10 protein-coding genes are annotated in these 13,320 nt (G+C 71.6%); 9 read left to right on the forward strand and 1 reads right to left on the reverse strand.

All coding sequences use genetic code 11. The features are described 5' to 3' along the window. Positions 1 to 20: 20 nt before the first annotated feature. A complete protein-coding gene (locus tag HNR07_RS02795) occupies positions 21 to 995 on the forward strand; it encodes a phosphotransferase (protein ID WP_184361520.1) in 975 nt (324 codons plus the stop codon). 68 nt (positions 996 to 1,063) lie between these two features. Here HNR07_RS02795 and HNR07_RS02800 read toward each other — a convergent pair whose 3' ends face one another. Further along, on the reverse strand, positions 1,064 to 2,536 hold the full coding sequence (locus HNR07_RS02800) for a bifunctional phosphatase PAP2/diacylglycerol kinase family protein (RefSeq protein WP_184361523.1): 1,473 nt from the start codon (positions 2,534 to 2,536) through the stop codon (positions 1,064 to 1,066). 577 nt (positions 2,537 to 3,113) lie between these two features. Between HNR07_RS02800 and HNR07_RS02805 the strand changes: the two genes are divergently transcribed. The 8 genes from HNR07_RS02805 (at position 3,114) to HNR07_RS02840 (ending at position 13,297) form a co-directional block, all read left to right on the forward strand. Further along, on the forward strand, positions 3,114 to 3,719 hold the full coding sequence (locus HNR07_RS02805) for an FMN-binding protein (RefSeq protein WP_184361526.1): 606 nt from the start codon (positions 3,114 to 3,116) through the stop codon (positions 3,717 to 3,719). Next, positions 3,643 to 4,599: an FAD:protein FMN transferase gene (locus tag HNR07_RS02810; protein ID WP_312893553.1), complete on the forward strand. Its 957-nt coding sequence runs from the start codon at positions 3,643 to 3,645 to the stop codon at positions 4,597 to 4,599. Before HNR07_RS02805 ends, HNR07_RS02810 begins: the two co-directional genes overlap by 77 nt. Further along, entirely contained in the window at positions 4,596 to 6,203 is a 1,608-nt protein-coding gene (locus HNR07_RS02815) for an FAD-dependent oxidoreductase (RefSeq protein ID WP_184361529.1), read from the forward strand. The genes HNR07_RS02810 and HNR07_RS02815 overlap by 4 nt, the downstream gene beginning before the upstream one ends. Positions 6,204 to 6,347: 144 nt before the next feature. Then, positions 6,348 to 6,689 carry a hypothetical protein gene (locus HNR07_RS02820; RefSeq protein ID WP_184361532.1) on the forward strand — a complete coding sequence of 114 codons (342 nt, stop codon included), beginning with the start codon at positions 6,348 to 6,350 and terminating at the stop codon, positions 6,687 to 6,689. Positions 6,690 to 6,850: 161 nt separating this feature from the next. After that, complete coding sequence (locus HNR07_RS02825) at positions 6,851 to 8,902, forward strand: hypothetical protein (RefSeq protein ID WP_184361533.1); 2,052 nt, start codon at positions 6,851 to 6,853, stop codon at positions 8,900 to 8,902. Between the two features lie 129 nt (positions 8,903 to 9,031). Beyond that, positions 9,032 to 10,972 (forward strand): outer membrane protein assembly factor BamB family protein, encoded by a 1,941-nt coding sequence (locus HNR07_RS02830; protein ID WP_184361536.1) that lies wholly within the window; start codon positions 9,032 to 9,034, stop codon positions 10,970 to 10,972. A 187-nt stretch (positions 10,973 to 11,159) separates the two neighbouring features. Continuing rightward, a complete protein-coding gene (locus tag HNR07_RS02835) occupies positions 11,160 to 12,494 on the forward strand; it encodes an NAD(P)/FAD-dependent oxidoreductase (protein ID WP_184361539.1) in 1,335 nt (444 codons plus the stop codon). Next, on the forward strand, positions 12,491 to 13,297 hold the full coding sequence (locus HNR07_RS02840) for a DUF1365 domain-containing protein (protein WP_184361542.1): 807 nt from the start codon (positions 12,491 to 12,493) through the stop codon (positions 13,295 to 13,297). Before HNR07_RS02835 ends, HNR07_RS02840 begins: the two co-directional genes overlap by 4 nt. The last annotated feature ends 23 nt before the right edge of the window (positions 13,298 to 13,320 follow it).

Consider the following 13,320-nt stretch of genomic DNA (forward strand, 5'->3'; position numbering starts at 1 on the left):
CGGCTGCTAGCGTCGCTGGCATGCGGGACAGGCCGGTTGACCTCGATGAACAGCAGATCCAGAGCGCGCTGACGGACTGGGGTGTGCACGCCGCTGTCCTCTCCCACGTTCCCCTGGGCTTCGGCGACCACCACTGGAGTGCCACGGACACCTCCGGGCGCCGCTGGTTCCTCACCCTGGCCGACCTGGAACACAAGGCCTTCCTCGGCGCGGACCCGGACACCGTCCTGCACCGTCTGGGCGCCGCGATGGACACCACCGCGCACCTGCACGACGAGGGCGGGCTCGGGTTCGTGGTGGCCCCGTTGCGCTCGGCCGGGGGCGAGACCGTCCAACGGATCGGCGAACGCTACGCGCTGAGCGTCTTCCCCTACACGAACGGCACCCCGGGTGCTTTCGGGCAGACCCTCAGTTCTGAGCGGCGTGCCCAGGTCCTGGACGCCCTCGCCCGGTTGCACGGGCGCACCCCGCCCCGCACCATCAGGGCCACCCCGCCGGAGCTGGCCGGGGCCGAGCGCCTGGCGGAGCTGACCGCCGACCCGGAGAAGGTCGGCGACCAGGGCCCCTTCGCGGCGCTCACCGCCGAGCTGCTCGCCGGGCAGCGCACCGTACTGCTGGGGCGCCTGGCGGAGTTCGGCCGCCGCGCCGCCGAGGCCGACACCTCGCGCGCCGTCACCACCCACGGCGAACCGCACCCCGGCAACCTGCTGTGGCGCGAGGCCGGGCCGCTGCTCGTGGACTGGGACACCGTGGGACTGGCCGTTCCCGAGCGAGACCTGTGGTTGGTCACCGACGACCCCGACGAACTCGCCCGCTACGCCGAGGCCACCGGACACGTGCCCGATCCCGCGCTCCTGGCCCTGTACCGGCTGCGCTGGGACCTGCAGGACGTGGTGGAGTTCGTCGACTGGTTCGCCGCCCCGCACCGGCGAGGCCCGGACACCGAACAGGCCTGGCGCGATCTGGGCACGATCCTGCACCGACTGGGCCGCTGAACCGGAACCAGGGAGTCGGACCTGGTGAGGGGAGCCTCCTGCGGCGGGTCGCGGCCCAACGCGCGGTCTCAGCCCTTGTCGAGAGGGACGAACACCTTCAGCGCCGCCGGGCGTTTGCGGAAGGCCACCGTCGGCGACCCCTCCATGACCTCGCCGTCCACCGCGAGCAGTCGGGGCTCCTCCGCGATGGCCAGGGTCAGCGACTCGGTCAGCCGCTCGGTGTAGCCGCCACCGGACACCGCTCGGCCGAACAGTACGTCCGCCAGGGCCCGCAACCGGGGGAACGGCGACCGCGCGCACAGCACCCGTACGTCCAGTTGTCCGTCGTCCAGGACCTCCCGCAGTCCGGGAACCCGCGCGTGTGTCCGGTACCGGCAGTTGCCCACGAACGCCCACCACACCTTGGCCGGGCGGCCGTCCACCAGCGCCGGGGTGGGCCTGACCTCGCGCAGGTCCCGCCAGAGCGCCAGCGCGAACGCGGGCCACTTGCCGATCCGGCCGGCCCACCGGTCGCGCCGCTCCACCATGCGCGGGTACGAGCCGAACGACGCCGTGTTCAGGAAGATGTTCCCGTCCACCTCGCCCACGTCCACCCGGGCCAGTCGGCGGTCGGCGAAGGCGCGCAGCGCGATCTCCACCGAGGTCAGCCCCAGGGTGCGGGCGAAGTTGTTCAGGGTGCCGTCCGGCAGTACCAGCAGCGGCCGGTCGTGTGCGAGCGCCGCCGCGGCCCCGGCGTTGACGGTGCCGTCACCGCCCGCCACCGCGAGGACCTCGCAGTCGCGCGCCGCCTTGTCCATCACCTCGGGCAGGTCGTCGTCGGCGGACAGCGGCACGATTCGTGCCCGGGGCAGCTGGCGGGCCACCCGGGTGGTGGTGTCGGCGGTGGTCAGGGTGGGCACCCCGGTGTCACCGCCGCGCGGGTTGACCACCACGGTCACCCCCGCGCCCTCGGGGTCCACGGCTGCCTCCCCGGCGGGGATGGTGTTCGCGCCGAAGACGAGTTCGGGCCGGGGCGGGATGAGCGCGCGGGCCAGCAGGGCCGCCCCGGCGCCCACGGCCAGCCCGCCGAGCACGTCGCCCGGGTAGTGGACGCCGCTGTGCACTCGGGAGAAGCCCACCGCGCCCGCCATCGCGGACACCAGGACGGAGAGCGGTAGCGGGGCGTCGGCCGCGATCCCGCCCGCGTAGCCGGTCGCGGCGGCGGTGTGCCCGGAGGGGAAGGAGGAGCTGAGGTAGGACCGGTAGGGGAAGCGGGCCTCGGGCACCGCCGAACTGTCCGGTCGGGGGCGCCGTGCCAGGTACTTGATCCCGGTGGCGGCGACGTTGGCGATCCCCGCGGCGGCGATCGCCCGTAGCGCGGTGCGGCGCAGGCGGGGCCCGCCGGTGACCGCGAGCGTGGCCGAGACCAGGACCCACGGCGCCATGTTGTCGGTGCTCTGCACGAACTTGGGCGTGTACCCGTCCAGGACGGGTGTGCCGACCCGGGTCACCCGGTCGTAGACGCGCTTGTCGATTCGTTGGAGCCGCTGGAGCAGTCGCATGGGGCCAGCCTGGTGGGCGGAGGGTGAGTTGTCCATAAGGCTCGCTTCTGCTCGGGCAGGGGAGCGGGGCCGTGCCGTGGCCGCTGCCGGCCCCGGAACCATTGCGGAGGGTGCCGTCTCCTGTTCCGTACCGGTGCCGCTGGTCCGCATGGTGCGAGGACGGGAAACGGGGTCAGGACGGCGGGGACGAAGCATGACACGGGGCCGACTTCCCGGTGCCGAACGGCTGACCCAACGGGAGGAGAGCTCCGACCGGACTTGGGAGGGGACGGCTCAGGGGCGACGGCTGGGGAAGAGTCGTCGCCCCCGCGTGCCGTCGCCCGGGTGGTCCTGCTGAGGTTCACCTGCCGCAAATTCCGTGTCTGCGGCATGTGCCGTGTCCGCCGCGCTGGTTGCGCGGGTACCGCTCGGAACCATTCAGGGGCCCGGGGTGCCCACTGGGGTGTTTAGGTTAGCCTACCCTTGTATCGATCGTGGTGGGTGGGTTTTCCGTAACCCAACCCCACTTTCTCTCCAGTGCCGACTCTGTCCCCACGGTCAGCGCCCCGTTCTCCCCTTCCTCCCCGAAAGGACTCCCGTGCGGAACACCTCTGGCAGACAGGTCCGTGACGGCCTCGTCCGGGCCGGGCTCGCCGCCGCCGGGGTCGGCCTGGTCCTGGGCGTCGCCCACCTCCAGAACGCCGACGCCCCCGCTGAGGCCGCCGAACCCGAGCCCGAGCCCACGCGCTTCCCTTCGACTGAGCCCTCCGAAGAACCCGAACCGGTCCTCTACGGCGATTACGAAGACGGCGAGTACACCGCGACCGGGCCCTACATCGCGCACGGCGCACCCAACGAGATCAACGTGACCGTCACCCTGGAGGACAACGCCGTCGCCGGGGTCGAGGTGGTCGGCACCGCGGAGAGCGCCAGCTCCAAGCGCTTCCAGGAGCAGTTCGCCGAGAAGATTCCCGAAATCGTGGTCGGTGTGCCCTTGGACGAGATCGAGGTGGGCAAGGTCTCCGGGTCCTCCCTCACCGGTGATGGCTTCATGGAGGCGCTCAACCAGATCCGGGACGATGCCAAGCTCCGAACAGCGAACCGGCTCCACCCGCCGGCCCGGTCCCGTGCAGCCGCTGGCCGCCCGCCCCCACGGTTGGGATCTGACCGCCATCGGAACCCACTGGCGGATCGACACCCCTGAACCGCCCGCACCCGAACTCACCGCCGCGGTGGCAGCACTGGTCGCCGACTTCGACCGCGCCTACTCGCGCTTTCGCCCGGACTCCCTGGTCACCCGGTTGGCCGAGACCGGTGGGCCGGTGACCTTTCCCGACAGCGTCGTCGGGCTGCTCGACCTCTACGAAACCCTCTTCCACGCCACCGGCGGCGCGGTGAGCCCGCTGGTCGGTGCCTCCCTGGCCCGGCTCGGCGATGATGCCGACCACACTCTGCGCCAGCAGGGGGAACCCCTCCCGGCACCAGCCCTGGAACGGCTCCGGCGCGAGGGCACGACGCTGGCTATTGAAGCGGCCGAACCCGCTGCAGTGGCTGAACCCGCCGAAGCGGCCGATGTCGTGCTGGACTTCGGGGCTGCCGGTAAGGGCTGGCTGGTGGACGAGGTCACCGCCCTGCTGGCCGAGCGCGGGGTCACCGGCGCGGTGGTCGACGCCAGTGGTGACCTGCGCGTCCACGGTGCCCCGCTCCGGGTCGCCCTGGAGCACCCGTGGGACCCCGCTCAGGCGATCGGGATCGTCGAGGTCCGGGACCGGGCGCTCGCCGCCTCGGCCACCAACCGCCGCCGGTGGGGTGAGGGCCTGCACCACGTCCTGGACGCCCGCACCGGGGAACCGGTCGAACGGACCACCGCGACCTGGGTGCTCGCCGGTACCGCCGCCGTCGCCGACGGGGTGGCAACGGCCCTGTTCCACACGGAGCCCGAGGAACTCGCGGCTCGCACCGGTGTCCGGTTCGGGTACGTCCGCGTGTTCACCGACGGCACCCTCCAGCACGCCCCCGGGCCCCCAGTCACGGAGCCCGATACCCCCGAACACCCCACACCTACCTGGGAGATCTTCCGATGAGACGCCTGCTGGCCCCGTTCACCGGGCAGGTGACGATGTACCGGCTGGTGTCGGTGACCCTCGGCGCGATAGCCCTGGCCGCACTGGTCCAGTCCGCACTCGGCGTCCTCGCCTTCGACCTGCTTGATGTGGCCCTCTCACTCGCGGTGTCCGTGGGTGCGGCCCTGCTCACCGGATGGCTGGTGCCCAAGGCGCTCGGTGTGCGCCCGCACCTGGAGTCGTCACTCGTCACCGGCTTGATCCTGTTCCTCATCCTGTGGCCGGAGAGCAGCCTGACCGGGCTGTTGGCGCTCGCGGTTGCCGCTGCACTGGCCACCCTGTCCAAGTACGTGCTGACCTGGCGCGGCAGGCACGTCTTCAACCCGGCGGCGTTCGCGCTCGTGGTGGTCGGCGTCGCCGGGATCGCCTCCCCGTCCTGGTGGGTGGGGTCGGCGAGCCTGCTTCCGCTGGTGGCGGTCGCCGCTTACCTGGTGGTGCGCCGCCTGGGGGTGTTCCCCTTCGTCGGGGTGTTCCTGCTGGTCAGCGGTGGCATCAACCTGTACACGACGGCGGCCTCCGGCATACCCGTGGTCGAGGCGGCGTGGACGGTACTGGCTTCCTCGCCGCTGCTGTTCCTGGCGGCGTTCATGCTCACCGAACCGCTCACCACCCCGCCCCGCTGGTGGCAGCGGGGCGCGGTGGCCGCCACCGTGGGTGTCCTGGACGGGGTCGTCTTCACCTTCGGTCCGGTCTACTCCTCGCCGGAGCTGGCCCTGCTCGCGGGCAACCTGCTGGCCTTCGCGTTCGGGCAGCGCCACGGCGTCCGCCTGCGCCTGCTCAGCCGACACGAACCCGCTCCGGGCACCGTCGAGCTGGTCCTGTCCGCCTCCCGGCCGCTGCGCTTCGAGGCGGGCCAGTACCTCGAGCTCTCCCTGCCGCACGCCCGCCCCGACTCCCGGGGCACCCGCAGGATGTTCAGCATCGCCTCGCCGCCCGGCAACCCCGACGAGATCTCCCTGGCCATGCGTCTGCCGGAGAACCCGAGCAGTTTCAAACGGGCGGTCACCACCCTCGAACCCGGCCAGGAGCTGCACGCCACCGGGATCAGCGGCGACTTCGTCCTGCCCTCGGACCCGGCCGCCCCCGTCCTGATGGTGGCGGGCGGCATCGGGGTCACCCCCTTCGCCTCGATGGCCGCCGAACAGCCCGGCCGCGACGCCGTGCTCGTGCACTGCGTCAACGATCCCGCCGACCTCACCCACACCGAGGTCTTCAGCAAGGCCGGAACCCGGGTGGTCATCGTCTGCCCGGATCCCCGGGCCGGGCAGACCGCCTCAGCCGCCGCAACCACCTCGGCAGCCTCGGCCTCCCCGGGTACACAGGCCTCCTGGGCCTCCCCGAGTACTCGGACCGCCTCAGCCGCCTTGAATCTTCTGGAGGGCCTCCCCGAGAACGCTGTCTACGGCGGGCCGCACCTGGCCACTGCCCTCGGCGAACACGTTCCCGACCTCGCCGAGCGCACCGCCTACGTGGCGGGCTCCCCGGCCATGGTCACCGCCACCCGCCGCACCCTGCGCCTGCTCGGGGCCCGGAAGGTGAGGGTCGACGCCTTCAGCGGTTACTGAGTCCACGGATGAGCGGGCCCGCCACACCGGTGGCCAGGACAGGACGACCGGTGCTGGTGGCCGGTTCCGGCCCTGTGCACAACGTTTCGGAGGGGTCTCGGAAGAGTAGGTTCCAGGGCGTTCCCCCCTTTCGGAAAGGCGCCCATGTCCACCACCGAGACACCCGACCAGATCCACGTCGTGGTCCTGCACTCCGAGCAGCCGCTCACCGTCGACCTCGCCGAGCTCCACCCCGACTGCCGGGTCACCGTCCTCACCGACGGCGTCCCGAACGCCGTCAGCGAGGGGACCGAAGCTCCCGACGTCGTGTCCATGCCGCGCTCGGAGTGGGCCGACCAGCTCGCTCGGTGGGCCAAGGGCGGGGAGGTCGACGTGGTGAGCAGGGACGAGAGCCTCCAGCACGTGTGCGCCGAACTCCGCTCCGGACTCGGGCTGCCCCCGAACCCTACGGTCCACACAGGTCACGCGACCCCCGCTAACCGCTGAACCTTGGCCCCTCTCCAAGCCCGCAGGTCTCTCCTGACCGCTTGCTCCACCGCTGCTAGGTTGTCGATCGCACAACGGACAGTCGGCAATCAGGCACGCAAAGCGTCCGCACGCGGTCGAAGCGGGAACCTGGGTCGGAGGCGAATCGAGGAGCGGATTGGGTGGGCGGTACGGAGAGTGAGGGCGACCCCGGGCGTACGGGGCATCCGGAGAGCGGAGGCGGGGCACGGGGCGGTGTTCAGACGGACACCGCGCCCCCACACCCCCGGCAGCTCTGGCGTGATGCGCTCGCCTGGGCCGCGGCAGGCCTCTTCGCGGGTGCCCTTGTGCTCTGCCTGTTCGGCCTGGCCCGGCACCTGGGCCTCTTCGGAACCGAACTCGTCGGCGATATTCCCGAGTCAGCCCTCACGTACTGGATCCTGCTGGCGTTGGTCGCGGTGGCCGGTCTGGTCCTCCCGCACACCTCCCTGACCGTCCTGGAAGACGAACAGGACCAGGGGGACGCCACGGATGCCCCAGCTGTCTCATCCGCCCCGGACACCCCATCCACCTCAGTCGCCCCGGAAGCTCAGGGCGCAACGCACTCCTTTCCCCGGGCGCACACGGTGCTGCTGTCCGTCAGCAGCGGGATCCTGGTCTTTCTCGTCGTGTGGCTCTTCCCCCGCTACCCTCTGAGTCCCACCTCGGGCCGCGTGGCGTCCTCCGAGACGGAGGTCCTGCTCTGGGCCTGCCTCGTGGCGCTGTTCCTGGGCGGATTCCTCTCGCTCGCGGCTCAGCGCCCGCCCCGGCGCCCCTTCGTGTCTTTCGCCTCTCTGCCCTCCTTCACCGCTGCGGCACTGGCTGTGGTGGTGGCCGCGACAGCGCTCGGATCGGTCACCCACCCGAAAGTGGTCCACACGGTCGCCGCCGATGACCCGGGTGATCCGCCCCCGGTCCCCGCCGGTGTCAGTGCCACAGGATGGACCTGGGCGCCCCCGCCCGGGACGAGCGTCTCAAGGGTCGCGGCGGGACCGCGCGGGCCGATCCTGCTGCTCGATGACGGATTCGTCGCCCTGGACGGGGCCACCGGCTCGGAACTGTGGACCTACCGCGAGCTCCACGCGACAGAGCTCGAAACGCGCCTTTTCGAGGGTGCCGCGCTCCTGACCCGCAGCACCGGGAACGGCGCCGCCACGGGCGTGCTCCTGGATCCGGCGACCGGCGAGATCACCAGCGAAAGGCCCCAACTGGAGGGTCTCCAGACGTATACGCCGACGGCCTCACTCCACGATTACCTGAGCGATGACGGCACCGAGGGCATCGAGGCGCGGTCGCGCGAACCGGGGCTGACCGGCCCCGCCGACCCCCTATGGAGCTTCGTCCCGCAGGAAGCGGACCTGTTCTGCGAGTTCCAGCCAAGGGCGCGGCCGACGACCGATCCCGACACCGGTGACGGCCTGGTAGTGGTGGCCTACGCCTGTGTGGACCCGGGGGAGTTCGAGGAGAAGACCCTGGAGACCCTCGAACCCCAGCCGATCCGCGGCGACTATCACGGGATTCTCGCCCATGGTGGCTCGGTGGACTCTCTGGTCGCCACCGTCGCCGTCCTCGACCTCTCCACCGGGGAGGAGGTCTGGCGGCGGGACGATCCCGTCCTCCACTCCCAGCACCGCATCGACCTGAAGTCGGGCCGCCGTGCTCTCGCTACCGAAGGCGAGGTCCCCGCACTCGAGCTCTGGTCCGACTACGAGCTGTTCCTGCTCGACCCCCGGACCGGGGAACCCCAGGGCCACCCCGAGGAGGCACGGGACCGCCGCGGTCGCTTCGGCCCGGCCGTGGACCGCGTCCTTCGCGCGGACACCGGGGGAGCGGTCCTCCTCATGCGCGGCGACTACCACGGGAGTGGCAGCCCCCGCGAGGTGCTCACCACCGACCCGGACGGGAAGGTCACCGCCCGGGTGACGATCGACGAGAGCGAGCTGGATCAGAGCCACCTGAACCAGGCGGTCGCTCTTGAGGACACGCTGCTGATCCCCTACATGGACGAGGACACCCGCTTGATGTCGGTGTACGCCGCCCCACTGGCCGCCGGTGATTTCGGTGGGGAGTGGCTGGAGGTCGGATCGCTCCTGGAGTCCGGCTTCCGCCGGGAACACCGCCTGACCGCGGTCCCCGGGGCCGTGGTCTCCTACAACCCCGCTGACATCGCCGAGATCCACGGCCTGGTGCCCTGAGACTGGCCGTCTCCCTCCCCGAACCCCGAACGAGAAGAACCCCTGAGCATGACACCGACTCCCGCGACACCGATCGCCGAAAGCACCGCACCTACATCGAAGACGACGTTTCCCCATCTCTGGGAGGCAGTGGCCTGGCTCGGGACCGGGCTGGTGTTGGGGACTGTCCTGTCGGTCGTCTTCGTCCTGCGGCGCTTGGAAGGGGACGACTTCGGGATCGGGTTGCTGGCCCTCGCCCCGAGCCGCGGGGTCTGGCAGTTGCTCCTCGTGATGGCGGTGATCGTGGCCGCCACTATGTTCGTCAGGGACTGGGACCGGCTGAATCCCGACCCGGACGGGCGGGTCAACTCGACCTTCTTCGTTTTTCTCGGGACCGTGCTGGCGATCCTGCTGTTCGTGATGTGGATCGAGCTGCCCCGCGCTTCGTTCACGTTCACGGCCCGGGTGTTCGACGAGCCGTACGGCGTCAGCCCCGATGAGGTCGGCCACTGGGGGCTCTCGGTTCCGCTCCTGGTGGGCATCGTCCTGCTGCTGGCCTCCCGCCGTTGGCCGCGTACCAGCCCCTGGAAGTGGTGGACAGTCCCGTTCGCGGTCGGCACGGCCCTGGCCCTGCTCGCCGATCCGGCCGTTCGAGCCCTGTCCGAGTACGTACCCACAGAACACGCTTTTCTGGTCCGGGTCCCGGCCGAGTCCGCGCCCTACCCCGGCTCCGTCTCCCAGCCGGGGTGGGAGTGGCAGGCACCCGGGGAGACGACGGTACTCAGGGTCGAACGCGGTCCCCAAGGCCCGGTCATCGCGATCACGGACGGCCTGGTCGGGCTGGACGGCCGGACCGGGGAGGAACTGTGGAGTTACCGGCGTCCGTCCGGTTCCGTCTCCACGGCTGTCCAGGCAGGCGCCGACCGCGCGCACGTGGTGCTGTACTCCGAACCCGCCTCACCGCGGAGCCGGGACGCGGTCGCCGACTCCCTCCGGAGCGGTCGGGTGATAGTGCTGGACACCGCAACCGGGGAGGTGGTCGAGGAGTTCGACCGGGCCTTGGAGGATCCCGGAGACAGCTTCGTCCGCGTTCTTCCCGAACACACGGCTTGGGTTCGCGGACGGAACAGCTCCCTCCACCTGGAAGTGCGGGGGGTCAACGGAGAAGAGAGCCTGTGGCGGTTCTCCGTGCCGACCGGTAAGGACGACATGGAGGAGGGGATGGTCTGCGGGGCCGAGAGAGCCGAACTCTACACCGACGGCAGCGGACGGAACGTCCTCCTCCGGGTAGACCAGATCCTGGTCGGCTACAAGTGCGCCGACCCGGACGACTTCGACGACGAGTGGCAGGCGCAGGAACTGCTGGACACGCGGGACGAACGGTTCTCCGCCCGTCTGCTCTCGCTGGATCCGCGCACCGGTGCCCAGAACTGGCACCGTGCCTGGGACGGTCCTGTGCGGGCCCTGTACCTGGACGATGGCGGCCCGGCCCTGAACGAGGGCGCTGGCCCGGTGATCACCGTGGCGGGTCTCAGCGACCAGGGAACCGTGGTCCTGGACGCCGCCGACGGCTCCGACGTCATGGCGGTGGCAGGGGAAGAGGAGGGCCCTTCGCGGTCGGTGGTGCACGCGGACACCGGTGGTGCGGTCGTCTCCGCCTCGGAGGAGGCCTGGGTGGACCAGGAGAGGGAGGACTGGGACCAGGTCTTCCACCGCTTCGACACCTCCGGTGAGGTCAGCGGAGTCGTCCGCCTCCCCGCAGGGGAGTGGGCCGGTGAGCGCCCCTCGGCCTCGGCCTACCGCGGGCCCGCCGTCGTCCTAGCGGGCGGCGTGGCCCTGCCGTTCCGGGACGCTGCGGACCCCGATCCGGGAGGAACCCCCTCTCTGCTGGCCGCGCCCTTCAAGGACACCGACTCCGGTCCCGGCCAGGCCACCGGCGGCGCGAGCCTGCTGGCCGGGGTGGCCGAGCACTGGGAGGAACCGGAGCGGGGGTTCGAGGAGGAGCCCCGACCCACGGCGGTCCTGGTTCCCGGAGCGGTGGTCTCATACACGACGCACGTGGGCGAACGCGTCTACGGCTGGCAGCCCTGACCCGACCCGGCCCTGCTCTCGGCACGACTCGGACACGGCCCTGACCCTGCCCTGATCCGCCCCCTGTCGTGCGCTCCGAATGCCCCCTCGCATTCCGTGAATCTTTTCCGCCAAATACCACCAATCCACCCCGCGACCTGCTCCGAATGACCGGTGTCAGCCGTACACCGGTTTCGCGAGAGGGAGCATGAACACACACCAACCGGGACGTCGCAGGGTCGCGGTCATCGGCAGCGGCGTCTCCGGACTGACCGCTGCGCACGTCCTGCACCGCCATGACGACGTCACGCTGTTCGAGGCCGACGACCGCCCCGGCGGACACGCCCACACCCACCGGCTCCCGGGCCGCGAGGGCTCGGAGCTGGGCGTGGACAGCGGCTTCATCGTGCACAACCGCCGCACCTACCCCCACCTGCTGCGGCTCTTCGACGAACTCGGCGTGAGCACCCGGCCCACCGAGATGAGTCTCTCGGTGAGCTGTGAGGGCTGCGGACTGGAGTACGCGGGCGCGCGCGGGCTCCGGGCCCTGTGGCCGGGACGCTCCCGGCACGGCGCCGACTACCTGCGCATGCTGGTGGAGATCCCCCGCTTCCACCGGGCCGCGCGCCGTCTGATCACCACAGCCCGTGCCGTGGATCCCGGCACGACCGCTGTCGGCCCCACTCTCGGGTCCTTCGTGGCACGGCACGGTTTCTCCCCGTACTTCACCGCGCACTTCCTGCTGCCGCTGGTCTCGGCGGTCTGGTCCTGCCCGGCCGGGACCGCTCTGGACTACCCGGCCCGCCACCTGTTCACCTTCCTGGAGCACCACGGCATGCTCGGGATCTGGGGATCGCCGCGCTGGCGCACCGTGGAGGGCGGCTCGCGCTCCTACGTGGAGCGCGTGGTCAAGAACCTGCACTCGGTCCGCCTGGGCACCCCGGTGCGCGGCCTGGTCCGCACCGAGACCGGGGTGCGGCTGCGCACCGACTCCGAGGAGCTGGAGTTCGACGCCGCCGTGGTCGCCACCCACGCCGACCAGGCCCTCGCCCTGCTGGACGCCCCCACCTCCGACGAGGCGGAGGTACTGGGCGCGTTCACCTACTCCCGCAACCGCACCCTGCTGCACACCGACACCTCGGTACTGCCCGCCGACCGAGCCACCTGGGCCTCCTGGAACCACCGCCTGGCCTCCTGTGCCCCGGGCGGAGCCCAGGCTGACGCGGACCACGCCCCGACCGCACCGGATCGCGCGCCGGTACGGGTCAGCTACCACATGAACCGCCTCCAGGGGCTGCCCGAGGGCACCGACTACGTGGTCACGCTCAACGCCGACGACAGCGTGGACCCCGGGCGGGTCATCGCGGCCATGGACTACACCCACCCCGTCTTCACCCCTGAATCGGTCGCCGCGCAAAAGCGGCTGCGCTCCCTGGACGGCCCCACGCTGGCCTTCGCCGGGGCCCACCACGGCTGGGGCTTCCACGAGGACGGCTGCCGCGCCGGAGTCGAGGCGGCCGCCGCCCTCGGGAGGCAGTGGTGACCCCCGCCCGGGGAACGGAGGGAACGGCCCCCGCCCTGTACGAGGCGACGGTGCACCACGCCCGGGCCGAACCCGTCCGGCACGCCTTCGCCCACCGCACCCACTACTGGCTCATCGACCTGGACGCCCCGCCCCGGCTGCCGTGGCCGCTGCGCGCCCTGGCCGGGTTCCACCCCGCCGACCACGGCGACGGCCGCGCCGCGACCCTGCGTTCGGACATCGACTCCTACCTGCGCGAACACGGAATCGATCTGGCCGGTGGCCGGGTGCTCATGCTCGCTCACGCGCGGGTGTTCGGGTACGTGTTCAACCCGCTCACCGTCTACTGGTGCCACGGCCCCGACGGATCCCCGCGCGCGGTCGTCGCCGAGGTGCACAACACCTACGGCGACCGCCACCGCTACCTGCTGCACCCCGACGGGCGCGGGCGCGCCGCCGTGGCCAAGGCCCTGTACGTCTCCCCGTTCAACGAGGTCGACGGCGAGTACCGGCTCAGCCTGCCCGAACCAGGGGAGCGGCTCGCCCTGTCGGTCGCCCTCCACCGCGAGGGGCGTCCGCCCTTCACCGCGTCCGTACGCGGCCGGCGCCGCCCGGCCACCGTCCCGGAGCTGCTGCGCCTGTCGTTGCGCCAGCCGCTGGCGCCGCTGGTCAACGCCGCCCGCATCCGGTTCCACGGCGTCTGGCTCTACCTGCGCGGCCTCCCCGTCAAGGAACGCCCCGAGCCCCCTCGCCCACAGGCCCGGGGGTGCCCTTCGGCGAGTGCGAAGCACACCCCGCCCGCAGCACCAGTCACACCCACCTGAGCCCCAGCAGTATCAGAGCACGA

This window comes from Nocardiopsis metallicus (genome assembly GCF_014201115.1).
GTDB lineage: Bacteria > Actinomycetota > Actinomycetes > Streptosporangiales > Streptosporangiaceae > Nocardiopsis > Nocardiopsis metallicus.

Excerpts from the sequence above, each read along its gene's own strand:
- HNR07_RS02795 (WP_184361520.1), top strand. The coding sequence starts at position 21 with ATGCGGGACAGGCCGGTTGACCTCGATGAACAGCAGATCCAGAGCGCG.
- HNR07_RS02800 (WP_184361523.1), bottom strand. The coding sequence starts at position 2,536 with ATGCGACTGCTCCAGCGGCTCCAACGAATCGACAAGCGCGTCTACGAC.
- HNR07_RS02815 (WP_184361529.1), top strand. The coding sequence starts at position 4,596 with ATGAGACGCCTGCTGGCCCCGTTCACCGGGCAGGTGACGATGTACCGG.
- HNR07_RS02820 (WP_184361532.1), top strand. The coding sequence starts at position 6,348 with ATGTCCACCACCGAGACACCCGACCAGATCCACGTCGTGGTCCTGCAC.
- HNR07_RS02835 (WP_184361539.1), top strand. The coding sequence starts at position 11,160 with ATGAACACACACCAACCGGGACGTCGCAGGGTCGCGGTCATCGGCAGC.